The 24,951-nt window shown below is 59.2% G+C and carries 23 protein-coding genes; 17 read left to right on the forward strand and 6 right to left on the reverse strand.

Annotation, left to right across the window (positions count from 1 at the left end):
• Position 1 precedes the first annotated feature (1 nt).
• The 16 genes from SULPSESMR1_RS07475 (at position 2) to SULPSESMR1_RS07550 (ending at position 17,111) form a co-directional block, all read left to right on the forward strand.
• Entirely contained in the window at positions 2-826 is an 825-nt protein-coding gene (locus tag SULPSESMR1_RS07475) for an SDR family NAD(P)-dependent oxidoreductase (RefSeq protein ID WP_089420253.1), read from the forward strand.
• A 3-nt stretch (positions 827-829) separates the two neighbouring features.
• Entirely contained in the window at positions 830-1,747 is a 918-nt protein-coding gene (locus SULPSESMR1_RS07480; protein WP_089420254.1) for an SDR family NAD(P)-dependent oxidoreductase, read from the forward strand.
• Between the two features lie 78 nt (positions 1,748-1,825).
• Positions 1,826-3,022: an acetyl-CoA C-acyltransferase gene (locus SULPSESMR1_RS07485; protein ID WP_089420255.1), complete on the forward strand. Its 1,197-nt coding sequence runs from the start codon at positions 1,826-1,828 to the stop codon at positions 3,020-3,022.
• 91 nt (positions 3,023-3,113) lie between these two features.
• Positions 3,114-4,109: an NAD(P)H-dependent flavin oxidoreductase gene (locus tag SULPSESMR1_RS07490; RefSeq protein ID WP_089420256.1), complete on the forward strand. Its 996-nt coding sequence runs from the start codon at positions 3,114-3,116 to the stop codon at positions 4,107-4,109.
• 11 nt (positions 4,110-4,120) lie between these two features.
• Positions 4,121-4,765 carry a histidine phosphatase family protein gene (locus tag SULPSESMR1_RS07495; RefSeq protein WP_089420257.1) on the forward strand — a complete coding sequence of 215 codons (645 nt, stop codon included), beginning with the start codon at positions 4,121-4,123 and terminating at the stop codon, positions 4,763-4,765.
• An 11-nt stretch (positions 4,766-4,776) separates the two neighbouring features.
• Positions 4,777-5,811, forward strand: a complete 1,035-nt coding sequence (locus SULPSESMR1_RS07500; RefSeq protein ID WP_089420258.1) for a phosphotransferase family protein — start codon at positions 4,777-4,779, stop codon at positions 5,809-5,811.
• The gene (locus tag SULPSESMR1_RS07505) at positions 5,808-6,605 is read left to right on the forward strand and encodes an IclR family transcriptional regulator (RefSeq protein WP_089420259.1); all 798 of its coding nucleotides are present in this window, start codon (positions 5,808-5,810) and stop codon (positions 6,603-6,605) included. Before SULPSESMR1_RS07500 ends, SULPSESMR1_RS07505 begins: the two co-directional genes overlap by 4 nt.
• Before the next feature lie 475 nt (positions 6,606-7,080).
• Positions 7,081-8,331, forward strand: a complete 1,251-nt coding sequence (locus SULPSESMR1_RS07510; RefSeq protein ID WP_089420260.1) for a branched-chain amino acid ABC transporter substrate-binding protein — start codon at positions 7,081-7,083, stop codon at positions 8,329-8,331.
• An 87-nt stretch (positions 8,332-8,418) separates the two neighbouring features.
• Positions 8,419-9,375 carry a branched-chain amino acid ABC transporter permease gene (locus SULPSESMR1_RS07515; RefSeq protein ID WP_089420261.1) on the forward strand — a complete coding sequence of 319 codons (957 nt, stop codon included), beginning with the start codon at positions 8,419-8,421 and terminating at the stop codon, positions 9,373-9,375.
• Positions 9,372-10,688, forward strand: a complete 1,317-nt coding sequence (locus SULPSESMR1_RS07520; protein WP_089420262.1) for a branched-chain amino acid ABC transporter permease — start codon at positions 9,372-9,374, stop codon at positions 10,686-10,688. The genes SULPSESMR1_RS07515 and SULPSESMR1_RS07520 overlap by 4 nt, the downstream gene beginning before the upstream one ends.
• A complete protein-coding gene (locus SULPSESMR1_RS07525; protein WP_089420263.1) occupies positions 10,685-11,446 on the forward strand; it encodes an ABC transporter ATP-binding protein in 762 nt (253 codons plus the stop codon). The genes SULPSESMR1_RS07520 and SULPSESMR1_RS07525 overlap by 4 nt, the downstream gene beginning before the upstream one ends.
• Complete coding sequence (locus tag SULPSESMR1_RS07530; RefSeq protein WP_089420264.1) at positions 11,443-12,147, forward strand: ATP-binding cassette domain-containing protein; 705 nt, start codon at positions 11,443-11,445, stop codon at positions 12,145-12,147. Before SULPSESMR1_RS07525 ends, SULPSESMR1_RS07530 begins: the two co-directional genes overlap by 4 nt.
• A gap of 178 nt (positions 12,148-12,325) precedes the next feature.
• The gene (locus tag SULPSESMR1_RS07535) at positions 12,326-13,078 is read left to right on the forward strand and encodes an enoyl-CoA hydratase/isomerase family protein (RefSeq protein WP_089422209.1); all 753 of its coding nucleotides are present in this window, start codon (positions 12,326-12,328) and stop codon (positions 13,076-13,078) included.
• 6 nt (positions 13,079-13,084) lie between these two features.
• Positions 13,085-14,293, forward strand: coding sequence for a serine hydrolase domain-containing protein (locus tag SULPSESMR1_RS07540; protein ID WP_240311309.1), 1,209 nt, complete (start codon positions 13,085-13,087; stop codon positions 14,291-14,293).
• Positions 14,290-16,245 (forward strand): acetoacetate--CoA ligase, encoded by a 1,956-nt coding sequence (locus SULPSESMR1_RS07545; RefSeq protein ID WP_089420265.1) that lies wholly within the window; start codon positions 14,290-14,292, stop codon positions 16,243-16,245. Before SULPSESMR1_RS07540 ends, SULPSESMR1_RS07545 begins: the two co-directional genes overlap by 4 nt.
• Positions 16,242-17,111, forward strand: a complete 870-nt coding sequence (locus SULPSESMR1_RS07550; protein WP_089420266.1) for an acyl-CoA thioesterase — start codon at positions 16,242-16,244, stop codon at positions 17,109-17,111. Before SULPSESMR1_RS07545 ends, SULPSESMR1_RS07550 begins: the two co-directional genes overlap by 4 nt.
• Positions 17,112-17,150: 39 nt before the next feature.
• Here the strand turns inward: SULPSESMR1_RS07550 and SULPSESMR1_RS07555 are convergent, their stop codons facing one another.
• From SULPSESMR1_RS07555 to SULPSESMR1_RS07580, 6 genes are read right to left on the reverse strand one after another with little or no spacing between them, the layout of a single operon-like run.
• Positions 17,151-17,522: a VOC family protein gene (locus SULPSESMR1_RS07555; protein ID WP_089420267.1), complete on the reverse strand. Its 372-nt coding sequence runs from the start codon at positions 17,520-17,522 to the stop codon at positions 17,151-17,153.
• 27 nt (positions 17,523-17,549) lie between these two features.
• Positions 17,550-18,323, reverse strand: coding sequence for an SDR family oxidoreductase (locus SULPSESMR1_RS07560; protein WP_089420268.1), 774 nt, complete (start codon positions 18,321-18,323; stop codon positions 17,550-17,552).
• A 3-nt stretch (positions 18,324-18,326) separates the two neighbouring features.
• Positions 18,327-19,100 carry an SDR family NAD(P)-dependent oxidoreductase gene (locus SULPSESMR1_RS07565; protein ID WP_240311310.1) on the reverse strand — a complete coding sequence of 258 codons (774 nt, stop codon included), beginning with the start codon at positions 19,098-19,100 and terminating at the stop codon, positions 18,327-18,329.
• Positions 19,097-20,380, reverse strand: a complete 1,284-nt coding sequence (locus SULPSESMR1_RS07570; RefSeq protein WP_089422212.1) for an acyl-CoA dehydrogenase family protein — start codon at positions 20,378-20,380, stop codon at positions 19,097-19,099. The genes SULPSESMR1_RS07565 and SULPSESMR1_RS07570 overlap by 4 nt, the downstream gene beginning before the upstream one ends.
• Positions 20,381-20,425: 45 nt before the next feature.
• Positions 20,426-21,199 carry an enoyl-CoA hydratase-related protein gene (locus SULPSESMR1_RS07575; RefSeq protein ID WP_089420269.1) on the reverse strand — a complete coding sequence of 258 codons (774 nt, stop codon included), beginning with the start codon at positions 21,197-21,199 and terminating at the stop codon, positions 20,426-20,428.
• Positions 21,192-22,892, reverse strand: coding sequence for a class I adenylate-forming enzyme family protein (locus SULPSESMR1_RS07580; RefSeq protein WP_089422213.1), 1,701 nt, complete (start codon positions 22,890-22,892; stop codon positions 21,192-21,194). Before SULPSESMR1_RS07580 ends, SULPSESMR1_RS07575 begins: the two co-directional genes overlap by 8 nt.
• A 274-nt stretch (positions 22,893-23,166) precedes the next feature.
• Here SULPSESMR1_RS07580 and SULPSESMR1_RS07585 point away from each other — a divergent pair, with 274 nt between their 5' ends.
• Positions 23,167-24,795 (forward strand): alpha-D-glucose phosphate-specific phosphoglucomutase, encoded by a 1,629-nt coding sequence (locus SULPSESMR1_RS07585; protein WP_089420270.1) that lies wholly within the window; start codon positions 23,167-23,169, stop codon positions 24,793-24,795.
• Positions 24,796-24,951: the final 156 nt, after the last annotated feature.

Genomic DNA, 24,951 nt, shown 5'->3' on the forward strand with positions numbered 1-24,951 from the left:
TATGACACCGAATGAACTGTTTTCATTGAAGGGCAAGATCGCCTTTGTCACCGGCGGCGCCACCGGAATTGGCCGTATGGCGACCACGGGCCTGATGCAGGCGGGCGCCCATGTGCTGATCGCGTCGCGCAAGGCCGACGCTTGCCTGGCCGTCGCCGAAGAGCTAAACCAGATGAATGCGCCGGGCAGCGTCGAAGGGTTCGCAGGCGATGTCGGCACCGAAGAGGGCGTCGAGGCGTTGGCCAAGGCCGTGCAGGAGCGCACCGACAAGCTGCACATTCTGATGAACAATGCAGGCATCTCTTGGGGCGCAAAACTGGGTGAATTCCCGTTTGATGCGTGGGCCAAGGTAATGAATGTGAACAACGCGGGCATGTTCAGCCTGACCCAATCGTTGCTGCCGCTGCTGATCGCCTCGTCCAACGCCGATGATCCGGCCCGTGTGGTCAACGTGGGGTCGGTCATGGGTGACGCACCGCTGGGTGACGGGGCCTACAGCTATGCAGCTTCCAAAGCTGCGGTACACCAGATCACCCGCATCATGGCCAAGGAACTGGCCAGCCAGCATGTCACGGTAAACGCGCTGGCACCGGGGCCCTTTGTCAGCCGCATGACCGCATTTGCCACCGCAGACGAAACGACACGCAGCAAGGTGGGTGATGACGTGCCACTGGGTCGCGTAGGCCGCGAAGAAGACATCGCAGGCTGCATGCAGTTTCTGTGTGGCCGTGGTGGCAGCTATATCACCGGCGCGATCCTGCCGGTCTCGGGCGGCATTCAGGTGATGTCGGGCCCCAATCTTTTCCGCGCCGCTCTGGAGGGCTGAACCATGATCCGTTTTGATGATCGCGTTGCAATCGTAACTGGCGCAGGTGTCGGCCTTGGCCGTTGCCATGCGCTGGGTCTGGCCGAGCGCGGTGCCAAAGTTGTGGTCAACGATCTGGGTGCCACCACCGACGGCGCCAGCACCGGATCGGACGCCGCTCAAAAGGTCGTGGCCGAAATCGAAGCGTTGGGCGGCGAAGCCATCGCCCACGGCGCTGATGTGTCGAATGCCGAACAGGTCAACGACATGATCGTCAAAACCATGGAAAAATGGGGCCGCATCGACATTCTGATCAACAATGCTGGCATCCTGCGCGACAAGACCTTCGGCAAGATGACGATGGATGACTTTCGCAAGGTCGTCGATGTTCACCTGATCGGCACCGCCAACTGCTGCCATGCGGTCTGGCCGCACATGCGCGCCGCGCAATACGGGCGCATCGTAGTGACCACATCGGCTTCGGGTCTTTACGGCAATTTCGGCCAGTCCAACTATGGCGCGGCCAAGGCCGGTGTCATGGGGCTGATGAACGTGCTGCATCTGGAAGGTGCGCGCGACAACATCCGCGTCAACACGCTAGCCCCCACTGCAGCCACCCGCATGACGGAAAACCTGCTGCCCCCCGAGGCGCTGGAGCTCCTCAAGCCTGAAACCATCACACCTGGCGTGCTCTATCTGGTTTCGGAAGATGGCCCCAGCCGCAAGATTCTGGGCGCAGGGGCAGGGCACTTTGCCCTCACCCGTGTCTACGAGACCGCCGGCGCGCTGATCGAAGGCGACATCACCCCCGAGGCCGTAGCCGCCAAGTGGGATCAGATTTCCGCCCCGCAAGGTCAGGAAGAGCTGGCCGACGCGTTTGGCCAGACCCGCAAATTCGCGCTTTCCGCCGCCAAGGCGAAAGGAATCAAACTCGACTGGTAAACTTCTTTTGGCCCCAAATATCCCGGGGTCCGGGGCAGAGCCCCGAATGTCCCGTCCAACCAACAAGGAACCCACTCTATGCGTGACGCAGTAATCGTTTCCACCGCCCGCACCCCGATCGGCAAGGCCTATCGCGGCGCCTTCAATGCAACCACACCGCAAACTCTGGCGGCACATGCCATCGAGAACGCAGTGAAACGCGCAGGCCTTGACGGGTCGGAAATCTCCGACTGCGTTTTCGGGTCGGCGCTGCAACAGGGCCATCAGGCAGGCAACATCGCCCGTCAGGCTGCGCTGCGCGCGGGTTTGCCCGTCACCGTTGCAGGCATGTCGTTGGACCGTCAATGTGCCTCGGGGATGATGGCGATTGCCACGGCGGCCAAGCAGGTCATCAGTGACGGCATGGACATTGTCATCGGTGGCGGCGTCGACAGCATCTCGATGGTCCAGACGCCCGAAATGCGCGTCAATGCCGATCCGTGGCTGAAGCAGCACAAGCCCGAGATTTACATGACCATGCTGGAAACAGCCGAGAACGTTGCTGAACGCTTTAACGTCAGCCGCGAAGCGCAGGACGAATATGCCGCGCGCAGTCAGGAACTGACCCATCAGGCGCAGCAAGCGGGCCGTTTCGACGATGAAATAGTCGCGATGACCACCACGATGATGATTCAGGACAAGGAAACCAAAGAAATTTCCAAACACGAGATCACGCTGGAAAAAGACGAGGGCAACCGCCCCGGAACCACCGCCGAAAGCCTTGCGGGGCTCAAGCCCGTGTTCAAGGATGGCATCCACCTCAAAGAGGGCAATTTTATCACCGCAGGTAATGCCTCGCAATTGTCCGATGGCGCATCTGCTGCCGTGGTGATGGAAGCCAAGGAAGCCGAAAAGCGCGGTCTTCAGCCGCTGGGCCGCTATGTGGGCGTGATGGCTGCTGGTTGCGAACCTGACGAGATGGGTATTGGCCCGATCTATGCCGTGCCGAAACTTCTGGAAGCGCACGGATTGAAAATCGAAGACATCGGCCTGTGGGAACTGAACGAGGCCTTTGCCTGTCAGGTCATCGCTTCACGCGACAAGCTGGGTATCCCCGATGAGTTACTGAACGTCGACGGCGGCGCGATTTCAATCGGTCACCCTTACGGCATGTCGGGTGCGCGCATGGTCGGCCACGCGCTGATCGAAGGCAAACGTCGCGGCGCGAAATACGTGGTGTGCACCATGTGTGTTGGCGGCGGGATGGGTGCGGCAGGCTTGTTTGAGGTTCTCTAACAAACGCGGCGGCACCGCCGCCGACTATACCATTACAACAGACGGGTGGGCGCACAGCCCACCCCATTCCCAAACCGAAAGACATATCCCGATGCCCCGTGACGACAGCCATCTTCCAACGGCCCTGCAAGGGCTGCGCGTGCCACTGGTGGCATCGCCTTTGTTCATCATCTCGGTTCCCGAGCTGGTCATTGCCCAGTGCAAGGCCGGTGTGATCGGCAGCTTTCCGGCACTGAACGCCCGCGAAGCCGAAGGCGAACACCCGCTTCTGGACACTTGGCTGACGCAGATCAACGAAGAGCTGGACCGCCACAATCAGGCGAACCCCGACAACCCCGCCGCCCCCTTTGCTGTCAACCAGATCGTCCACCGTTCGAACGCACGTCTGGAGCGCGATCTAGAGATTTGTGCGCGTCACAAGGTGCCGATCTGGATCACCTCGCTGGGCGCGCGCGAAGAGGTCAACGAAGCGGCCCATTCGTGCGGCGGCATCGTGCTGCACGATGTGATCAACAACACGTTCGCCAAAAAGGCGATCAGCAAAGGGGCCGATGGTCTGGTCGCCGTGGCTGCCGGTGCGGGTGGGCACGCGGGGATGCAATCGCCCTTTGCGCTGGTCCGCGAAATCCGCGGCTGGTTTGACGGTCCGCTGCTGTTGTCAGGCGCCATCGCCACGGGCGAGGCGCTGCTGGCGGCCCGCGCGATGGGGGCCGATCTTGGCTATGCCGGGTCTGCCTTTATTGCCACGGACGAGGCCAATGCCCAACCCGAATACAAACAGATGATCGCAGACGGCAGCGCCGAAGACATCGTCTATTCTTCGCTGTTCACAGGTGTGTCGGGCAACTATCTGCGCGGCTCGATTCAGGCTGCGGGCATGGACCCCGACAACTTGCCGTCGGCGGATGCGTCGTCGATGAACTTTGGCGACGGCTCGTCCAAGCCAAAGGCATGGAAATCCATCTGGGGCGCGGGGCAGGGCATTGGTGCGGTCAAATCGGTCGGGCCAGCGGCGGGCGTCGTTGACCGGATTGCCGACGAATATCATGCTGCGGGCAAACGGCTGGCCGCCGAGTTTGCAGAGTGAGGCACTGAGCAATGGCCGAGCTTTACCTGATCCGCCACGGGCAAGCCTCGTTCGGGGCCGACAACTATGACTGTCTGAGTGAAAAGGGCCACGCCCAGTCGGCAGCCTTGGGCGACTGGCTGCGCAGCACCGGCTGGACACCCGACCGTCTGGTCACCGGCACGTTAGAGCGGCAGCGTGACACGCTGACCGCGATGGGCTATGACGATGCATCCGAAGAGCACGCAGGGTTCAATGAATACGACTTTCACAACCTGCTGATGGCGCGGTTTCAGGGTCAGATGCCCGACGATGTGCGGGGCGACCGCAAATCCCACTTTCGCACGCTGCGCGACACTGTTCTGGAATGGCAGGCGGGCGGTTTGCCCGATGCCTCGGAAAGCTATCAGACCTTTGTTGACCGAACAGCGGCTGCTATGGAACACGCCACGCGCGACGGCGCCCGGCGGGTGTTGGTGGTCACGTCCGGCGGGGTCATTGGGCAATTGGTGTCAAGCGCAATGGAAGCGCCGGCGCGGATGATGATGGAGCTGAACCTTCAGATCAAGAACACCGCCGTGACCAAGTTCGTCTTTTCCGGCACGCGCCATTTCGTGCATCAATTCAACGCCACACCGCATTTCGACACCGATCACGATTTGCTGACATATAGCTGAGGGTCAAACAGATGAGCCAAGACACACAAACGCTGGATCTCGACGCGGTAGAAACCTATCTGAAGGCCAACCTGCCGGGCTTTGAGGGGCCAATCGAGGCCGAAAAATTCCAGCTTGGCCAATCGAATCCGACATTCCTGTTGAAAACACCCGCACGCAACTATGTGCTGCGCCGCAAGCCGCCCGGCCAGTTGCTGAAATCGGCCCATGCCGTCGACCGCGAGTTTCGCGTGCAATCGGCGCTGGCCGATACGGATGTGCCCGTGGCCAAGATGCACCTGTTGTGCGAAGATCCCACGATCATCGGGTCAGATTTCTATATCATGGACCACGTCAATGGACGCAACTTCAACATGCCCTCGCTGGACGAGTTGGAAAAGGCCGACCGCACCGCCGTGCTGGACGATATGAACCGTGTTCTGGCCGCGCTGCACGATGTGGACATCAACGCCGTCGGCCTGTCCGACTTCGGCCCTCCGGGCAACTATTACGAGCGGCAGATCGGACGCTGGTCCAAGCAATACCGCGCCTCGGAAACCGAGACGGTGCCAGCAATGGACAAGCTGATCGAAGCGTTGTCCAAGCAGATCCCAGCAGAGGACGGCCAGCGCACGCTGGTGCATGGCGACTATCGCATCGACAACATGATGTTCGAAAAAGACGGCACCAAATGTCTGGCCGTTCTGGACTGGGAATTGAGCACAATCGGCCACCCCTATGCGGATCTTGCTGCGGTGATCATGCAATGGCAAATGCCTGCAACGCCAGAGGGGCGCGGATTGGGCGGGATTGACCGCACCGCCCGTGGTCTGCCCACGGATGCCGAGTTTGTCGCCAAATACTGCGAACGGCGCGGCATTGGCCCCATCGACAACTTCGGCTTTTACGTGGCATTCTGCTTTTTCCGCATGACTGCGATCATTCAGGGCGTGCTGAAACGTGCGTTGGATGGCAATGCGTCCAACCCCGAACGGGCCTTGCAGATGGGGCAATATGTGCCGCTGTTTGCACAGCATGGGCTGGATGCACTGGAGGCAAAGGGATGAACGATCCCGATCTTGCGATGGATACTGCGGAAGACAAAGACCGCAATTTCATCACTGCACTGGCGCGCGGGCTGGATATTCTGCGCTGCTTCAAGGAGGGCGAAGGGGCTCTGACCAATCAGGACTTTGCCGCACGCACCGGCCTGCCCAAACCGACCGTGTCGCGGTTGACCCATACGCTGTGCGTGCTGGAATACCTTGTCGCTGATCCGCGCACCGGAACCTACCGGCTGGGGGCAGGGGTGCTGCGGCTGGGTTTTTCTGTGCTGTCTTCTATGGGCATGGTCGAACGTGCCCGCGACACAATGCGGGCGCTGTCCAACGGCCCCAACAGCTATATCACTGTGGCCCTTGCCGAAGCCTATAAAACCGACGCGGTCTATGTGGCAGTGGAAAAGTCGATGGAAAACGTATCGCTGACCATGCAGGTGGGGGCGCGGCTGCCGATTTTTCATTCAGCCATCGGGCGGGCCATGCTGGTGGGCATGGATGATGACGACCGCGCCATGATGTTCGAGCGTGCCAATGTCAAAGACCCCGATGGACACGCCACGCGCAAAGCCACTTTTGATCAGGCATTGGCCGAATATGAAAACCTTGGATATTGCCGCAGTTACGGCGACTGGCGGCCCGATGTGAACGGCATCGCAGCCCCTGTTTTCGCGCTTAGCGGGCGGGGTGTTTACGGGCTGAACGTGGGTGGCCCGTCGTTCCACGTCAAGAAGAAACACCTTGAAAGCGCCTATGGCAAACTGCTGGTTGATGCCGCAACACGGCTTAGCACGGGCAGCTGATCTGGCGATTGGTCGATGCGTCAAAGAATCATCATTTTAGTGGAATTGAATTTTGCAGGGCGGAAGCAAACCCCTAAAATACGACGCAGCGTCAAAAGGAATACGGTGCCTTGCCGAGGCTGGTTTTTTCGTGAGCCCACCGCAAAACACGCCTTAAAAACAAGCTGACCTGCTGATTTTTCAGGCGGTCGCAGGCCACAATTCAGCGGTGTACAGACGGACTGGTAATCTTTATTTTTTATTATTATTCAGCTACTTAACTTGCAAGCACAGCCCAAAATACTCCTCCTGAACACCGTTCCAACTCATCCGTTCGCTGCTGCGTGTATGACCACCTTCGGGACAATATTCACAGTTGCCCGACCAGACGTGGCGAACGCTTGACTTATCCCACCAGTATGCAAGGATTTTGGCATACCGACGCATAGCAAATGCACGCAAGTGCAGGTCGGGATATGTTCTAGGGAGGAACCTCATGCGTAAATCTATCAAGCTCGGACTCGGCGCCGCGCTGGCGTTGTCCGTCAGCTCAGCCGCTGTAATGGCCGAAAATGTGAAAATTGCCTTTATTGATCCGCTCTCCGGCGGCTTTGCTGCCACTGGCATCAACGGCCTGCACCAATTTGAATTTGCTGCCGAAACGCTGGTCAACGCCAAGGGTGGCGTTCTGGACGGCGATATGTTCGAAATTCTGCCGTTCGACAACAAGATCAGCCCCAAGGAATCCCTCATTCAGCTTCAGGTCGCGATTGACCAGGGCGCACGCTACATCGTTCAGGGCAACAGCTCGGGCGTTGCGAACGCTCTGACCGAGGCCATCGACAAGCACAACCGCCGCAACCCCGACACTCAGGTTCTGTTCCTGAACTATTCGGCTGTTGATCCCGCACTGACCAACGAAAAGTGTAACTTCTGGCACTTCCGTTTCGATCCGCACGCAGACATGAAAATGGCTGCGCTGACGGACATGATCGCCGAGAACCAGGACGTCAAAAAAGTCTATGTTATCGGTCAGGACTATTCGTTCGGTAAAGCCGTGGCGAGTGCTGCCGTGTCGATGCTGGCCGAAAAACGCCCCGACATTGAAATCGTCGGCAACGAGCTGCACCCGATCGGCAAGGTGAAAGACTTTACACCCTATGCCCGCAAGGTTGTGTCCTCGGGCGCGGATGCGGTGATCACCGGCAACTGGGGCGCGGACATGCTGGGCCTTGGCAAGTCGATCCTCGAGAACGGCTTTGAAGGCCCGATCTTCACATATTATGCGGCTGCTGACGGTATCACCGCCGCCTTTGGCGAAAGCGGTGTGGATTCGCTCTATCTGGTGGCAGAAGGTGACGACAACCCACCGCCCAAACCTGAAACACAAGAGTACATTCAGGCGTTCAAAGCCAAGTACCCAGATGGCAACATGTCCCAGACCCGTATCACCAATGTGATCCAGATGCTGGCACAGGCGATCAACGAAGCGGGCACTGCGACAGACGTCGTCCAAGTGGCCAACGCGCTGGAAGGCATGACCTTCAAGGACAGCCTGTGGAGCACAGATGAAATGCATATGCGTCCCCAAGACCACCAGTTGGTTCAGGACATTCACATCTTTGGTCACCAGCCAGTGGAAGCACCCTATGACATGGACAACTCGGGCTATGGTCTGAAAGTTCAGTTCACGGTTGAAAACGCTTCGGCGGATATCGCAACCACATGTGAAATGAAGCGTCCGTAAGGCACGTCTTGATGGCCCGCTCCCTCTCTTGCGGGGGCGGGCCGTTTCACACCAAAATCGCCACATCCTACTTCGGAGGGACCCCGGATGGACCTCGTACTCGTCAATTTGATCGACGGGCTGGTGACCGGACTGCTGTTGTTTATGCTGTCTGCCGGTCTGACACTGATTTTCTCGATGATGGGCGTGCTGAACTTCGCTCATGCCAGCTTTTACATGTTGGGTGCCTATTTCGCCTACCAGATCAGCCTTGCGCTGGGGTTCTGGATGGGGCTGATCTTTGCGCCCATAATCGTCGGTGTCATTGGCGCCGGAGTCGAACGCTATGGTCTGCGCCGCGTTCACCAATATGGCCACGTGCCGGAGCTGATCTTTACTTTCGGTCTGGCGCTGCTGATCGAGGAATTGGTGCAATTCATCTGGGTTCGTAACCAGATGCCCTACCAGATTCCGGATGTTCTGAATTTTACTGCCTTCGCCATCTCGGGCAACTCGATCCCCGCCTATAAGGTCTTTATGATCTTCATCTCGATCGCGATCTTTATTGGCCTGCTGTATGTGCTGACCAAGACGCGCGTTGGTATGATCATTCAGGCCGCCCTGAGCTATCCGCGCACCGTCGAGGCCCTGGGCCACAACGTGCCGCTGATCTTCATGGGTGTCTTTGGTGTGGGTACAGCTCTGGCCGGTGTGGCCGGTGTGATTGCGGGCCCTGTGCTGGGCACATTCCCCGGCATGGCCTTTGTCCTTGGGTCCATCGTTTTCGTAACAATCGTCATCGGCGGATTGGGATCACTATGGGGGGCACTGGTGGCGTCGCTGCTGATCGGTTGGATCACCACATTCGCCAAATCCTACAACATCCGTATGGAAGACATCCTGAACGGTATCGGCATTTCGACCCCCGAGAACCTGAGCGAAAGCATGTTCAGGGATATCTGGGCTGTCACCAGCCCGCAAATCGCCGACATCCTTCCGTATATCCTGATGGTGCTGATCCTTATTTTCCGCCCATACGGCCTATTTGGGAACCGTGACGCATGAACAATCCAATGAGAGACGACCAGATCACCACCGATCCCAGCAAGCCCGCCCAGCGGATGCGTGCCGGATCGCAGAGGCTTGCGGCGTTCCCGTGGGTGATTGCGGGGCTTGCCTTGTTGGTGATGCCATATGTGTTCACCGACAACTCGGCGATCACCATCATGAACCAGATGGCGATCACCATTATCTTTGCGCTGGCCTATAACATGCTGCTGGGGCAGGGCGGGATGCTCAGCTTTGGCCATGCTGTCTATGCGGGTGTAGGCGGTTTCGCGTGTATGCACGTTATGTCCAACACCGATTTCTTTTCGATGCTGCCGCTGCCGGTACTGCCAATCTTTGGCGGCCTGTTCGGTATGGGGCTGGCGATGATCATTGGCAGCTTCTCGACCCGCAGCGCGGGCACCGTCTTTGCGATGATTTCGCTGGGCGTGGGCGAATTGATCGCGGCGTGTTCGGTCATCATCGTGGCGTTCTTTGGCGGTGAAGAGGGTGTTTCGGGCGACCGGACCTATGGTTTGCCGTTCTTTGGCATCGAATTCCTGCAACAGATCGAAGTCTACTATCTGATCGCATTCTGGTTGATGCTGTCGGCGCTATTGATGTACCTGTTTTCGCGCACGCCCATCGGGCGCATGGCGAACGCGGTGCGCGACAACCCCGAACGCGCTGAATTCCTGGGCTATTCGTCACGCTGGGTGCGCTACTACAGCTTCATCTTCTCGGGCTTTTTCGCCGGCATCGCCGGTGGCCTGTTCGCAATCAACTACGAAATCGTGACCGAAGAGAACCTGAACACCGCCTCGTCGGGTGTGATCCTGCTGGTGACCTTCCTTGGTGGCGTCGGCTTTTTCTTTGGGCCGATCATCGGCGCGATTGCCTTTACGCTACTGCAAACGGTCCTGTCGCTGCAAACAGACCTGTGGGCGTTCTATGCCGGCGTTCTGTTCCTTGCGACCGTGATGTTTTTTCCCGGAGGACTGGCAGGGCTGCTGATGATGCACGTACCTGCAATCCGGATGGGCAAGGCGTCAAAACTGGTGGTGCCCTATATCATCACATTGATACCTGCGCTGATCGGTATTCTGGGCCTGTCCGCATTGGTCGAGATGACATTCCACGCCCGCCATTCTTCGGTGGGTGACGAGGAAATGACCGTCTTCTGGACCACCTTCGACAGCCATGACGTGCTGCCGTGGGCCATTGCCATCGGTGTCACAGTGGTGGCCTTTGGCGTCATGCGCATGATGCTTCCGACGCTGCGTGCCGCTTGGGCCGAAGCCAACACATCCACCAAGGGAGGTGCCGCATGACCACCGCAGCACTTGAACTGCAAGACCTGCGCAAGAGTTTCGGCAAGACCGAGATTATCCGCGGCGTCAATCTGGCCGTGGGCGAAAACGAACGCCACGCCATCATCGGGCCGAACGGGGCGGGCAAATCCACCCTGTTCAACCTGATCACGGGGCGGTTTCCGCAAACCTCTGGGGCGATCCGGCTGCATGGCAACGATCTGGCGGGCAAGGCCCCGTTCGAGATCAACCGCATGGGGCTGAGCCGCAGTTTCCAGATCACCAACATCTTTCCAAAGATGACAGTGTTTGAAAACGTCCGTTGTTCGCTGCTGTGGTCAATGGGCTACAAGTACAACTTCTGGTCCATGGTCGGGCGCAGCCGCGCGCTGACTGAGGGCGCCGAGCAGATCCTGGAACAGATCAACCTGACCAATCGGCGCGATCTACCGGCGGGCACATTGTCCTATGCAGAGCAGCGCGCACTGGAAATCGGCATTACCATCGCAGGTGGTGCCGACGTGATCATGTTGGACGAACCTACCGCTGGCATGAGCCATTCGGAAACCGACTATATCGTCGATCTGATCCGCATCGTGACCGAAGGCAAAACCCTGATCATGGTCGAACACGACATGGGCGTGGTCTTTGGACTGGCCGACCGGATTTCGGTTCTGGTCTATGGCGAGTTGATTGCCACCGGCCGCCCCGAAGACGTGCGCGCCGATCCCAAGGTTCAAGAAGCCTATCTTGGCGCTGCACTGGAGGCAGAACACTGATGCTCGAAGTCACCGATCTGCACGCCTATTATGGCAAGTCACACATCCTGCAAGGGGTGAACCTGAACATTCAGGAGGGCGAGATCGTCGCCCTTCTGGGGCGCAACGGGGTGGGCCGTTCCACCACCTGCAAGGCGATCATGGGCGAGGTTGTCCCGCACGGTTCGGTCAAGTTCCGCGGACAGGAAATCGCGGGCAAAAAGGCCTTTGAGGTTGCCAATCTTGGCATCGGATATGTGCCCGAAAACCGCGATATCTTTCCCGGACTGACCACGCGGCAAAACCTGATCCTTGGCTTGAAACCGGGCCAGAAGGACGGCGCGGGCCGCTGGGCGATGCAGGACATGTTCGACATGTTCTCGAACCTGAGCGAACGCGCGGACGTCGAGGCATCGGTGATGTCGGGCGGCGAACAGCAGATGCTGACCATGTGCCGCACGCTGATGGGCGACCCCGATCTGGTGATGATCGACGAACCGACCGAAGGCCTGAGCCCGCAAATGGTTCAAAAGGTTGCCACAGTTTTGCAAGAGATCGCCAAACGCGGGGTGTCCACCTTGTTGGTCGAACAAAAGCTGTCGATCGCTTTGGACATCGCGAACCGCGTCTATGTGATGGGTCACGGTCAGGTCGTGTTCGAGGGCACGCCGCAAGAGTTGAAAGAACGCGACGACGTGCGCAAGGAATGGCTGGAAGTCTGACCGGTTGATTGTGTCGGGGGAGGCTAGCCCCCCGGCACGTGCGCGTCACCCCACCCCGGAGTTTATCCGGCAAGATGAAGACTACCGTAAATGCCCCAACGCAACGTCATACCCCGCATTTGGACTTTGACAGCGCTGTAATAGCCGTCACATTGGCAGCAAATCAGAGGGGGAAATGATGGCAGATCAGTCATGGATCACGCAAAAAGATCACGGTAACGGCATTCGGGAACTGGTGCTGGAACGCGCGCCGGTCAACGCGCTGGACCCTAAAATCCTGATGGGATTTCAAGATGTTATGAATGACTTATCATCCGATGATAATGTGCGCTCTATCGTGCTGTCTTCAGGCTGCAAGGTGTTCTCTGCCGGACTGAACCTGAAAAAGGCCCGGCATTTTGACGAGGATGACCAGCGCGCCATCGTTAACGGGTTGAACCAGGGGTTTATGGCGCTTTTTGCCAGCCCCAAACCGGTGATCTGCGCCATCAACGGACCTGCGATTGCGGGTGGGTTGTTCTTTGTTCTGGCGTCGGATCACCGCATCGCTGTGCCACACGCCCAGTTCGGACTGGCCGAGGTTCGGGTTGGCGTGGGATTTCCTGCAGGGCCGCTGGGTATCGCGCGCGCCATGCTGGATGCGAACATGACACGGCGCATGATGATGCGCGGCCAACCCATTGATGTTCATGCAGCATTGGCCGCAGGACTGGTGGACGAGATTGTCGCGTCAGAGGATTTGGCGCAAGCGGCAATGGACGCGGCACGCGACTTTGCGCAGATCCCGCCCCAAGCCTACGCAGCCGTCAAATCGCAACTGCGTGCAGATACCATCGCCCGCATTGCACAGGCCGTGGCCGTAGAAACAGCAGCGGATCTGCCGTGGTATACAGATGAAACAGCCGCCGCTATGGCGCGGATGATAGGATAACGCCACATGCCCACAGTTGACCAAACCCGCATGGATCGCATTAAACCTTGGATGCAAACCTATGTTGACACTAGAAAGTTTGCAGGAAGCAGCGTTCTGGTGAACCAAGGCGGCACCGAGGTATTCTATCACGACACCGGCCTGCGCGATGTGGCAACTGCCGCACCGTTCACCCGTGATACGGTGGCGCGCATATATTCAATGACCAAACCCGTAACCTCGCTGGCGTTAATGATGCTGGTAGAGGAGGGGCGCATTCATCTGGACGCGCCACTGTCTGCGGTGCTGCCGGAATTTGCCGACATGCACGCATTGGTCAAGGGGGCCACCTCGATTGATCAGGTAGAACGCTGCCCCGTGCCAACGCTGCACCAGACCGTGACGCACACCGGCGGCTTCAGCTATCCGTTCAACCCCGGCGTGCTGCCCAAAGCGATGGAAGACGCCAAGCTGCTGTTTGGTCCCTCGGAGGGGTCGCTTGCCGAGGTATGCCAGCGTTTGGGCACGTTGCCGTTGGCCTTTCAACCCGGCACACGCTGGGAATATTCCGTTGGTATCGACGTGATCGGCCGCGTGGTCGAGGTGCTGTCGGGCCAATCGCTTGACGCGTATTTCCAGACCCGCATTTTCGATCCGCTGGGCATGACCGAAACCGGCTTTGCTGTGCCCGACGGTGCATTGGACCGCTTTGCGTCGCTGTATACGCCGTTGGCCAGTGGTGCGATGGCGCTGAACAACGCCGAAAACAAGAGCGCGGACACGCTGCGCTGTGTCGATGTGGCGGACAGATCGCCCTTCCGTGCGCCCAGCACCCTGTCAGGAGGCGGCGGTCTGGTGGGAACCATTGACGATTACATGCGCTTTTGCGAGGCGCTGCGCACAGGCGGGCAGGGGCTTGTGTCGCCAGCCACCCTGCGGTTCATGATGGCCAACCACCTGCCCGGAGAGATTGCCAGCATGGGCCCCTCCAGCTTTGCCGAACAACCGATGACCGGCATGGGCTTTGGCATTGGCGGATCGACCGTTCTGAACCCTGCACGCACCCGCACGCCGTCATCAGTGGGCGATTTCAGTTGGGGCGGAATGGCATCGACATTTTTTTGGGTTGATCCTGTGCATGACCTGTCGGTTGTGTTTTTCACCCAGCTGAGCCCGTCAAGCAGCTATCCGGCACGCCCCGAGTTAAAAGCGCTGATCCACGGAGCATTGTCATGACCGACCGCCGTATTCTCTGGACGCCAAGTGCCGAGCGCGTGGCAGGCACCTTGATGGCGCGGTTCGAACGCTGGCTAGAAGCCGAGCGCGGTTTGACGTTCACCGATTACGGCGCGATGTGGGACTGGTCGGTGACCGATCTGGAGGGGTTCTGGTCGGCGATCTGGCAATTCTTTGACCTGCCCGCATCGGTGCCGCCCACCATATTTTTGGCGAAAAACCGGATGCCGGGGGCCGAGTGGGGGCCTGGGGCCAAGCTGAACTATGTCGACCATCTGCTGCGCCATGCTGACATGCGGCCTGACGATGTGGCTGTGGTTGTGCAATCGGAAACTTTCGACCGGACCAGCCTGACGTGGGCCGAACTACGGGCGCAGGTGGCTTCGGTCGCGGCGCATCTGGCGGATATGGGCGTGGGTCAGGGTGACCGCGTGGTCGCGATCCTGCCCAACACGCAGACCGCTGTGATTGCGTTTCTGGCGACCGCGTCGCTGGGGGCTGTCTGGTCGCTTTGTGCGCCTGATATGGGGCATGTGGCGATCCTTGACCGGTTTACCCAGATCGAGCCCAAGGTGCTGATCGCGCAAGACGGCTATACCCACGCGGGCAAACCGGTGGATCGCAGTGCCGTGATCGAACAGATCAGCGCGGGCCTGCCCAGTGTAACCAACCGCATCATGGTGCCCGTAGCGCACGCGCTTCCCGATGGTTGGACCGATTGGGCCACTCTGATCAACCGCAACGCCACGTTGCATAGCAAACAGGTGCCGTTCGAGCATCCGCTGTGGATTGTCTATTCGTCCGGCACCACCGGCAACCCCAAGCCCATCGTGCACAGCCATGGCGGCATCGTTCTGGAATCGGCCAAACAGTCTCTGCATCAGGATCTGGGGCCGAAAGACCGCTATGCTTGGCTGACCTCGTCTGGCTGGATCATGTGGAACTCGCAATTTTCGGCTCTGGGGCAGGGTGCGATGCTGGCGATGTACGACGGCGCGCCCCATCATCCCGATATGGGTGTGGTCTGGCGCTTTGTCGCGGACGAGGGGCTGACCTATTTCGGCGCAGGCGCGGCCTTCTATGCGGGATGTCTGAAAGCGGGCATTTCACCGCGCACCGATGTCGATCTGTCAGCGTTGCGGTCGCTGGGATCGACCGGATCGCCATTGTCCGAAGACGCCTACAATTGGATTTACACCGAGGTAAAGGAGGACGTCTGGCTGGCACCCATTTCAGGTGGCACCGATCTGGCGGGCGCCTTTGTGCTGGGCCATCCCAGCATGCCAGTGCGCGCAGGCGAAATGCAATGTCGTGCGCTTGGCAATGCGGTGCGCGCCTTTGATGAAGAGGGCACCGAGCTGATCAGCGCGGTGGGCGAGCTGGTATGTACCCAGCCGCTGCCATCGATGCCATTGTATTTCTGGGGCGACGAAGATGGCAGCCGTCTGCATGACGCCTATTTCGACACCTATCCCGGCATCTGGCGGCATGGGGACTGGATCGAGATCAACGCGCGCGGCGGGTCGGTGATCTTTGGCCGTTCCGACGCCACGATCAACCGCAAGGGGCTGCGCATGGGATCGGCCGAAATCTATCAGGCGGTCGAGGGATTGCCCGAAATCATGGATAGCCTTGTGGTCGATCTGGAGTTTCTGGGCCGCGAGAGTTTCATGCCGCTGTTCGTGGTTCCCGCCAAGGGGCAACGGCTGGATGATGCCCTAAAAGACAAGATCAACAACGCCATTCGCACCGGTGTTTCGGCGCGTTTTGTGCCCAATGAAATCATCGAAGTGGCCGATATTCCACGCACCCTATCAGGGAAAAAACTTGAAGTTCCGGTGAAAAAGCTGCTTTTGGGCGGTGATCCGGTCCATGTCGTCAACCGCGACTCTATGGCCAACCCCGCCAGCTTCGACTTTTTCATAGATTACGCAAAGGCCCGTGCCACATGACAGATGCCCACCAGACCCTTCTGGACCTGCTCGAAGTCGAACAACTCGAAGTCGATTTGTTTCGGGGTACAGGGCAGGGTGGTGAAACCTCGACCCGTATTTTCGGCGGGCAGGTCATCGGTCAGGCGCTGGCTGCGGCCTATGGCACCGTGCCGCACCGGCTGTGCCATTCCCTGCACGCCTATTTCATCCGGCCCGGTGATCCGGAAATTCCGGTGATCTATCAGGTGGACCGCGCCCGCGACGGGGGCAGCTTTACCACCCGCCGCGTGGTGGCGATCCAGCACGGCAAGCAGATCCTGAACATGTCGGCCAGCTTTCACGTCGAAGAACCGGGCCGCCATCACCAGCATCCGATGCCGCAAGTCTCGGGGCCAGAGAATTGGCCAGACCGCAACAAGCTGCGTGCCGATGAACTGGACCGCGTCCCCGAAAGCCGTCGTGCCGACTTTATGCGTCCGCGTCCCATAGAATTGCACGACGTCAATCCGCGCGACATGTTCGAGCCGGAAATCACGTCAGACGAAAACCAGTCGTGGTTCCGCATGTCCGCCGCCAAAGGATCCAGTCCGCAAATGCAGCACTGCATGCTGGCCTACGCGTCGGATATGAACCTGCTGGGGTCGTCGCTGCGTCCGCACGGTCTGACGTGGATGAACGGAAAGGTGATGACCGCCAGTCTGGATCACGCCATGTGGTTCCACGCGCCGGTGCATTTCGAAAACTGGCATTTGTATACGATGAACAGCCCGTGGACAGGTGGTGCGCGCGGGTTCAACCGTGGCAGCATCTACAATCAGGATGGTGTGCTGGTGGCCTCGACCGCCCAAGAGGGGCTGATGCGCGAGATAAAACCGCGCGATTGACGCGGTGTAAGCGGCGCACATAATGCGCGCCGCAAGTCCTTATCCAAAAACGAAAAAGCACAGCTTGTTGTTGTCGGCATCGCGCACATAGGCGCCATAGAACCTATCGGGAATGCGCTGGCCCGGTGCGCCGTCGTCTATGGCACCCAGTTCGATCGCGCGCGCATAGATCGCGTCGACCTCTTCCTTGCTATCCGCAACAAAGGCTACCATCGTTCCGTTGCCTGCGCTGGCGGGCTGTTTGTCATAGGGTTCGCAGACCGCCAGCATCGGCTGGCCGCGCCCTGTGCTGATAAAGGCGATGCGCCCCATGTCTGTGACGATTTTCGCGCCCTTCGATGCGAAAAGCTCTGCGTAGAACTGTTTGGCGCGTTCCATGTCCGACACGCCGAGGGTCGTGTAACCGATCATATATTTATCCTTTGACGTGATGCGCCGTCAGGCGTCATTGAACTGCCCGAACTTGCGGTTCAGCTTGCGCATGCCGCCAATCCAGCGGTCATAGTTCTCGGTCTTGTTGCGCATGTATCCCATGACTTCGGGATGCGGCAGTACCAGAAACGTCTCGTTTCGGATGGTCTCGACACAGGCTTGGGCAACCACGTTCGGCTCCATCATGCCGTCGATCGATGCCACATGATCCTCGTGCCCGCGTGTCATTTCGGTGCGCACGGCTTGAGGACAGAGAACAGAGACCTTGATGCCCTGATCGCCATAGGTCATCGCCAGCCACTCGGCCAGTCCCACAGCGGCGTGTTTGGTAACGCCATAAGGCGCGCTTCCCACCTGATTAAGCAGGCCCGCCGCCGACGAGGTATTCAGCAGATAGCCACCGCCGCGTTCCGACATCAGCGGCACCAGCTTGCGCGCCGCCCAAACGTGGGACATCACGTTGATTTCCCAGATACGCTGCCAGCCGTCGTTATCCACCTCGACACCGCCGGGGATCGAGATACCCGCATTCGAGCAGAACAGATCAATCGGGCCCACCTCGTTCTCAACACGCTCGATCATCGCCACGATCTGCGTTTCGCTGGATACGTCAACTTCGATGGCCAGACCGTCAATGCTGTTGGCGGTCTGGTTGGCCCCTTTGAAATCGCGATCAACGCAGATCACGATGGCGCCTTCGGCGCTATAGGCTTCACACATGGCGCGCCCGATGCCGCTGGCGGCACCGGTTACGATAACAATTTTATCTTTCAATTCCATTGCTTATGTCCACATGTTCGACCCGCCACAGACGGTCAACGCCTGTCCGGTCATGTATTTGCTGGCATCCGACGCAAGATAGACAGCAAGCCCGCCAAAATCGTCCGGCTCGCCCAGACGGCGCAGCGGAATTTCGCCCTGAATGCGCTTTTCCACTTCCGGATTGTCCCACAGTTCGCGGGCAAAGTCGGTTTTGACCAATCCGGGGCAGATCGCGTTGAACCGGATGCCCTGCGGCCCGAATTCCTGCGCCAGGTTTCGCACCAGACCGATCAGCGCCAGTTTGGACATGCCATAGGTGCCCAGCATTTCTGACGGTTTGAACGCACCGATGGATGATGTGAACATCATCGAACCGGCGCCCTTTTCGATCATGTCGGGGGCAACCATCGTGGCCAGCCACTGGTTCGACAGCACGTTGGCGTTCATCGTCTTTTGATAGGCGTCGTCTGGAATTTCAGACGTTTTCCCGTAATAGGGATTCACGCCCGCGTTGCCGACAACGATGTCGATAGGGCCTGCAATCTTGCGGGTCTGGTCGACAAGCGCCTGAAGCTGGTCCTTGTAGCCGACGTTGCAGGCCAAGCCGTGGGCGCGTGTCGCGCCCACAGTTTTGTTGATGTCAGCGGCGGCTGCGTCCAGTTGATCCTGCTTGCGCGCAGAGATCACGACGGTCGCGCCATGTTCGGCCAATGCGGTGGCCATCGCCAGCCCCATGCCCTTGGACGCGCCCGTCAGCAGAGCCACTTTTCCGGTCAGGTCAAACATCTTGCTCATGGGCCCGAAAACACCTTGCCCTGCGCTTTGCCATGTGCGGCCAGCTGGCGTTCGTTGCTTGCCTGAAACTCCGACACTTCGGCTCGGGCCACAACGTGGTGGTGAACCTCATCAGGGCCATCGGCAAAGCGCAGCGTACGCTGGCCGGTGTACATATTCGACAGCGGCGACCATTGCGACAGACCTGTGGCACCGTGCACCTGCATCGACTGGTCGATGATCTGGCATACTTTTTCCGGCACCATCGCCTTGATCATGCTGACCCAGATGCGGGCCTCTTTGTTGCCCAGAACGTCCATCGCCTTGGCCGCCTTGAGAACCATCAAACGCATGGCTTCAATTTCGATCCGTGCGCGGCTGATGGTTTCCATGTTCTTGCCAAGGTCCACGATCCGCTTGCCAAAGGCCTGACGGTTGATCGCGCGGTCCATCAGCAGGTCCAGCGCCTTTTCGGCCTGACCGATCGAACGCATGCAGTGGTGAATACGACCCGGCCCCAAGCGGACCTGACTGATTTCAAAGCCCCTGCCTTCGCCCCACAGGATGTTTTCCTCAGGCACGCGGACGTTTGTGAACTTGATGTGCATGTGACCATGCGGCGCGTCATCGTGGCCGAAAACGTGCATCGGGCCCAGAATTTCAACGCCGGGAGTGTCGACGGGCACAAGGATCTGGCTTTGCTGGCGGAAAGATTCCGCATCGGGCGAGGTTTTGACCATAACAATCATGATCTTGCAGCGCGGATCGCCCGCACCGGAAATATAGTATTTCTCGCCGTTGATGACCCATTCACCGTTCTCCAGCACAGCTGAAGTCGAGATGTTCTTGGCATCGGACGAGGCCACATCGGGTTCGGTCATGGCAAAGGCAGAACGGATTTCACCGGCCAGCAAAGGTTTCAGCCACTTGTCTTTTTGCGCTTGGGTGCCGACACGTTCCAACACTTCCATGTTGCCGGTGTCCGGCGCCGAGCAGTTCAGCGTTTCGGGTGCCAGCGGGCTTTTGCCCAACTCTGCCGCGATATAGGCATAGTCGAGGTTCGACAGACCTTCGCCGGTTTCGGCATTGGGCAGGAAGAAATTCCACAGACCCGCCTCGCGCGCCTTTTGCTTGGCACCTTCCAGCAGCTCCAGCTGACCGGGCGCATAGGACCAGCGGTCGGCGCGGCCTTCACCAAGGCGATAGAATTCTTCGGTGATCGGATCGACGTTGTCACGGATGTGACGGATGACCGCGTTCAGCAACGGTTTGTTGCCCTCGGACATTTCCAGATTGTTCATTTCCGGCGTTGATTTTGCCATATGTAAGGCCCTCTCTTTCAATTTTTATCTGTTGACCCAATCGGGTTTGCGCTTCTCGACAAAGGCGGTGACACCCTCGCGGTGATCTTCGGTTTTCATCAGTTCGCCCAGCACTTCGTAGCTGTAGGCCAGACTGTCATTCAGCCCCTCGGCGCGGGCCATTTCGTTCAGCACACGTTTCGTTGCCCGCACGGACGATGGTGATTGCGAAGCGATCTCTTCTGCCATCTTCATGGCGGCCTCCATCAAGTCGGCCTGTGGCACCACCGCGTTCAGGATGCCGTGGCCCAATGCCTCGGCGGCGTCCATGTGGCGGCCTGTGAATAGCAGTTCGTTCGCCTTGGTGCGCGACATGAACCGCGACAGGCGCTGCACGCCGCCGGTGGCCGCGAAAAAGCCGACCTTGACTTCGGGTAGGGCATAGGTCGAGTTGTCTGCCCCGATGATAATGTCGCAGGCCAGCGCCGTTTCAAATCCGCCCCCCATGGCAAACCCGTTCACGGCGGCGATTACCGGCTTGTCGAGATCAAAGCGTTTGCTGAGACCGGCAAAGCCGCTGTCGGGAATACTGCCGCCCTTGCCGGATGCGCTGTGCTTCAGGTCGTTGCCTGCCGAAAACGCCTTGTCGCCCGCGCCGGTCAGCACCGCGACCCACAGATCGGGGTTGTCGCGGAAGTCGTTCCAGATCGCATCCATTTCCATATGCATCGGCGGATGCACGGCGTTGTAGACCTCGGGGCGATTCATGGTCACGATCAGGATCGGACCACGGGTCTCGCTGGTGACGAATTCAGGCATTCAGTTTGTCCTTATTTAGGCAAGTGGCTTGCAGCCCGCGGCGGTCAATCTTGTCGGTGGTGCCACGGGGCAGGGGATCGGTCTGGAACCAGAAATGTTCGGGCACTTTGAACTTGGCGATATGGTCGCGCAAAAAGGCCTTGAGGTCTTCCTCATTCACCGAATGCCCCGGTTTCAACTGCACACCAGCCCCCACCACTTCACCCAGACGGTCGTGCGGCACGCTGAATACACAGGCCTCGGCCACAGCCGGATGGCTGTGCAACGCACCCTCGACATCCAGACAGGCGATGTTTTCGCCGCCGCGAATGATGATGTTTTTCTTGCGATCGACGATGGTCACGATGCCTTCATCGTCGATGAACCCCAGATCGCCCGACCGCAGCCAGCCGTCCTGCAGCACTTCCGCGGTGGCCTTGGGTTTATTCAGGTATTCGCGCATGTTGCAGGGGCTTTTGACAGTGATTTCACCCACTTCGCCCACGCCCACAGGCTGGCCCGCATCATCAAGAAACCGCAATTCCTGCACTGCGGGATAAAGCCTGCCAGCTGCACCGGGGTGTTTGAGGTAATCATCGCCCAAAAGCCCGATACCCATCGCATTGGTTTCGGTCATGCCCCAACCGGTTGCGACAGCGGCGTTTTTGAACGTTCCCGCAATCTCGGCCACTTGGGCGGCAGGGCGTTTGGCACCACCGCTGCCGATATAGGTCAGCAACGGCAAATCTTCGCCCATCTCGCGGGCGGCGACGACCAGATCGGCGGATTGGGTCGGCACACCCAAAAAACGCGTGACCTCTTCGTCGCGGATCAGTTCGACCGCCCTGCGCGCATCCCACTTTGGCATCACCACGATCTTGGCTCCCGCAGGCATGCTGAGCATGAAACTGGGGTGCGTGGCCGTGACGTGAAACAACGGGGTGACAATCAGAACCGCAGGGCGCGGGGCCACCGCGTCGGGGTCTTCGGGCGGCTCGATCAACGGACCCATGACAAAGGTCAGCAACCACGAATAAACCGCGTTGACGACGCCGCGATGGGTCTGCACCACGCCCTTGGGTTTGCCCGTTGTGCCCGACGAATACATGATCGCAAAGTCGTCATCGGTATCGATGGTCACTTGTGCGGGCGCCACATCACCAACTCCCTGCATCAGATCCGCAAGGCTGTGGGGCAATTGCGCGTCGCGCACGCCGATCACCGTCAGTCCAAGGGGCACTTCCAGTGGCACCAGCCGCGCCGCGCGGTCACCATCTGCCAGCACCAGTTTGGCCGCACTGTCTTGCAGGGCATAGTCCAGCTCTTCGGTGGTCCACCAGCCGTTGAGGAACACAACCACGCCGCCAAGTGAGGCAATCGCCATCATGCCCAGCAACAGTTCGGGGCAGTTGCGCATGGCCAGTGCCACCCGTGTGCCACGCCTGACACCAAACTGGTTGCCTAAAATATGGGCGAGCCGGTCGATATCGGCCATAAATTCATCATAGGTCCAGCGTTCGTTTTCGAACACCAAATATTCTGCGGCACCGTTCTGCTGGGCCTCGCGGCTGGCGCGCATCATCGTCACCACGTCACCGGGTGCGTTCTTATAGACCGTAAAGTCCACGCCGCGAATGTTGGCTTTGGCCAGTTCGAACCGCGGATCGGTGGTGGTCAGATGGGCCGCCGCCTCGTCATAGGTCATAGCCGTCATCGCAGACCCGCCTTGCGCGCCGCGCACATGGAATTCGCCATGTGAATCCTCCCGTTTTTACGGACCGGGACGTCCTCCTTCCCGGTTCCTTAGCGGCAACCCTAGGGGCAAAAGATCGCACTGCCAATACCGCAGAATGGAATTGCGTTTCGCTGCGACGTAAGGTCAGAAAAACCGGAAACGGGGGGAAATCAGCCGATGCGTCGCGTTGACAACCCTGCGTGCGCACGCAACAAGTTGCCCCGTTCAATGACGCCGCAAAAGGCCGCCTGTTATGACAGTTAAGACGATTTCCACCACCGCTTTCAATGACCAAAAACCTGGCACTTCGGGTCTGCGTAAAAAGACGCGGGCGTTCATGATGGCCAATTATCTGGAAAACTACGTCGCGGCCACTTTCACTGCTATTGATGGCGGTGCAGGGAAAACCTTTGTGTTGGGTGGCGACGGTCGATTCTTTAACCGCGACGCGATCCAGACGATCCTGAAAATGGCGGCGGCCCTTGGCGCAGCGCGGATGATTGTGGGGCAGGGCGGGTTGCTGTCAACGCCCGCGGCCTCGCATCTGATCCGGCGTCACAAGGCCCACGGCGGCTTTATCCTGTCGGCAAGCCACAACCCTGGCGGCATCGACGCGGATTTCGGGCTGAAGTTCAACGCAGCCAACGGCGGACCCGCACCCGAGGCGCTGACCGCTAGGATACATGCGGCTACGCTGACGATCGAACGCTATGACATCGCCGATGTGCCCGATATAAATCTGGACACCGTCGGCCAGACGCAGATGGGCGACATGGTGATCGACGTGGTCGATCCTGTGGCCGATTACAGCGATCTGATGGCCAGCCTGTTCGACTTTGCCGCCATCCGTGCGCTGTTTACGGGTGGCTTTACCATGCGGTTTGACGCGATGCATGCGGTCACAGGCCCCTATGCCCATGCCATTCTGGAAGACACGCTGGGCGCGGCCAAAGGCACCGTTGTCAACGGCATCCCCTTAGAGGACTTTGGCAAGGGCCACCCCGACCCCAACCCGATCTGGGCCAGCGACCTGATGGCCCTGATGATGTCGGACGCCGCCCCCGATATGGGCGCTGCATCCGACGGCGACGGCGACCGCAACATGATCGTGGGCAAGGGAACGTATATTACCCCCTCGGACAGTCTGGCGATGCTGGCGGCCAATGCGCATCTGGCACCGGCCTATCGCGATGGCATCACGGGGATTGCCCGTTCCATGCCCACCAGCGCCGCCGCCGACCGCGTGGCCGATGCCCTTGGCGTGCCATGTTTCGAGACACCCACAGGCTGGAAATTCTTCGGCACATTGCTGGATGCAGGCCGTGTCACCATCTGTGGCGAGGAAAGCGCCGGCACCGGATCCCATCATGTCCGCGAAAAGGACGGGTTGTGGGCAGTGCTGCTGTGGCTGAACATTCTGGCGGCACGCGGCATGTCTGTGGCCGAGGTGCAGGCAGATCACTGGCAGCGGTTCGGGCGCAACTATTATGCGCGCCACGATTACGAGGCGGTCGAGACCGCGCGCGCCGACAAAATGATGGCGCATCTGCGCGCGCAACTGGACGGGCTGCCGGGGCAAAGCCACGCAGGCCTGACCGTGACCAAGGCTGATGATTTCGCCTATACCGATCCGGTCGACGGATCGACCAGCGCCGCCCAGGGCATCCGGCTTTTCTTTGAGGGGGGAGCACGCGCCGTCTTCCGGCTGTCAGGCACCGGCACCGAAGGGGCGACGATCCGGCTGTATCTTGAACAATTCGTGAGCGAGGGTAACCATGCCGCGGCCGTCGATCAGATGCTGGATGCGGTTCGCCAAGCAGCACTGACCATCAGCGATCTACCTGCATTCACAGGGCGCGATGCCCCCGACGTCCAAACCTGACAGGCTGCTTGAAGGTACTTTCTCGTTTGATATTTTCGACAGTTTACCCCGGAAAATAATCTTTACATAACACAACATCCGCCAAACATTCACGGCTTCCACGACGATTACACCCGTCAGATAACATTTTGTTTTCTAACAAGAGTCGCCGTTGGG

It is taken from the genome of Pseudosulfitobacter pseudonitzschiae (genome assembly GCF_002222635.1).
Taxonomy (GTDB): Bacteria; Pseudomonadota; Alphaproteobacteria; order Rhodobacterales; family Rhodobacteraceae; genus Pseudosulfitobacter; species Pseudosulfitobacter pseudonitzschiae_A.

Excerpts from the sequence above, each read along its gene's own strand:
- SULPSESMR1_RS07565 (WP_240311310.1), bottom strand. The coding sequence starts at position 19,100 with ATGAGCAAGATGTTTGACCTGACCGGAAAAGTGGCTCTGCTGACGGGC.
- SULPSESMR1_RS07495 (WP_089420257.1), top strand. The coding sequence starts at position 4,121 with ATGGCCGAGCTTTACCTGATCCGCCACGGGCAAGCCTCGTTCGGGGCC.
- SULPSESMR1_RS07570 (WP_089422212.1), bottom strand. The coding sequence starts at position 20,380 with ATGAACAATCTGGAAATGTCCGAGGGCAACAAACCGTTGCTGAACGCG.
- SULPSESMR1_RS07560 (WP_089420268.1), bottom strand. The coding sequence starts at position 18,323 with ATGGAATTGAAAGATAAAATTGTTATCGTAACCGGTGCCGCCAGCGGC.
- SULPSESMR1_RS07475 (WP_089420253.1), top strand. The coding sequence starts at position 2 with ATGACACCGAATGAACTGTTTTCATTGAAGGGCAAGATCGCCTTTGTC.
- SULPSESMR1_RS07550 (WP_089420266.1), top strand. The coding sequence starts at position 16,242 with ATGACAGATGCCCACCAGACCCTTCTGGACCTGCTCGAAGTCGAACAA.
- SULPSESMR1_RS07480 (WP_089420254.1), top strand. The coding sequence starts at position 830 with ATGATCCGTTTTGATGATCGCGTTGCAATCGTAACTGGCGCAGGTGTC.
- SULPSESMR1_RS07490 (WP_089420256.1), top strand. The coding sequence starts at position 3,114 with ATGCCCCGTGACGACAGCCATCTTCCAACGGCCCTGCAAGGGCTGCGC.
- SULPSESMR1_RS07525 (WP_089420263.1), top strand. The coding sequence starts at position 10,685 with ATGACCACCGCAGCACTTGAACTGCAAGACCTGCGCAAGAGTTTCGGC.
- SULPSESMR1_RS07545 (WP_089420265.1), top strand. The coding sequence starts at position 14,290 with ATGACCGACCGCCGTATTCTCTGGACGCCAAGTGCCGAGCGCGTGGCA.
- SULPSESMR1_RS07505 (WP_089420259.1), top strand. The coding sequence starts at position 5,808 with ATGAACGATCCCGATCTTGCGATGGATACTGCGGAAGACAAAGACCGC.
- SULPSESMR1_RS07580 (WP_089422213.1), bottom strand. The coding sequence starts at position 22,892 with ATGACGGCTATGACCTATGACGAGGCGGCGGCCCATCTGACCACCACC.
- SULPSESMR1_RS07510 (WP_089420260.1), top strand. The coding sequence starts at position 7,081 with ATGCGTAAATCTATCAAGCTCGGACTCGGCGCCGCGCTGGCGTTGTCC.
- SULPSESMR1_RS07555 (WP_089420267.1), bottom strand. The coding sequence starts at position 17,522 with ATGATCGGTTACACGACCCTCGGCGTGTCGGACATGGAACGCGCCAAA.
- SULPSESMR1_RS07520 (WP_089420262.1), top strand. The coding sequence starts at position 9,372 with ATGAACAATCCAATGAGAGACGACCAGATCACCACCGATCCCAGCAAG.
- SULPSESMR1_RS07535 (WP_089422209.1), top strand. The coding sequence starts at position 12,326 with ATGGCAGATCAGTCATGGATCACGCAAAAAGATCACGGTAACGGCATT.
- SULPSESMR1_RS07540 (WP_240311309.1), top strand. The coding sequence starts at position 13,085 with ATGCCCACAGTTGACCAAACCCGCATGGATCGCATTAAACCTTGGATG.
- SULPSESMR1_RS07485 (WP_089420255.1), top strand. The coding sequence starts at position 1,826 with ATGCGTGACGCAGTAATCGTTTCCACCGCCCGCACCCCGATCGGCAAG.
- SULPSESMR1_RS07575 (WP_089420269.1), bottom strand. The coding sequence starts at position 21,199 with ATGCCTGAATTCGTCACCAGCGAGACCCGTGGTCCGATCCTGATCGTG.
- SULPSESMR1_RS07585 (WP_089420270.1), top strand. The coding sequence starts at position 23,167 with ATGACAGTTAAGACGATTTCCACCACCGCTTTCAATGACCAAAAACCT.
- SULPSESMR1_RS07500 (WP_089420258.1), top strand. The coding sequence starts at position 4,777 with ATGAGCCAAGACACACAAACGCTGGATCTCGACGCGGTAGAAACCTAT.
- SULPSESMR1_RS07515 (WP_089420261.1), top strand. The coding sequence starts at position 8,419 with ATGGACCTCGTACTCGTCAATTTGATCGACGGGCTGGTGACCGGACTG.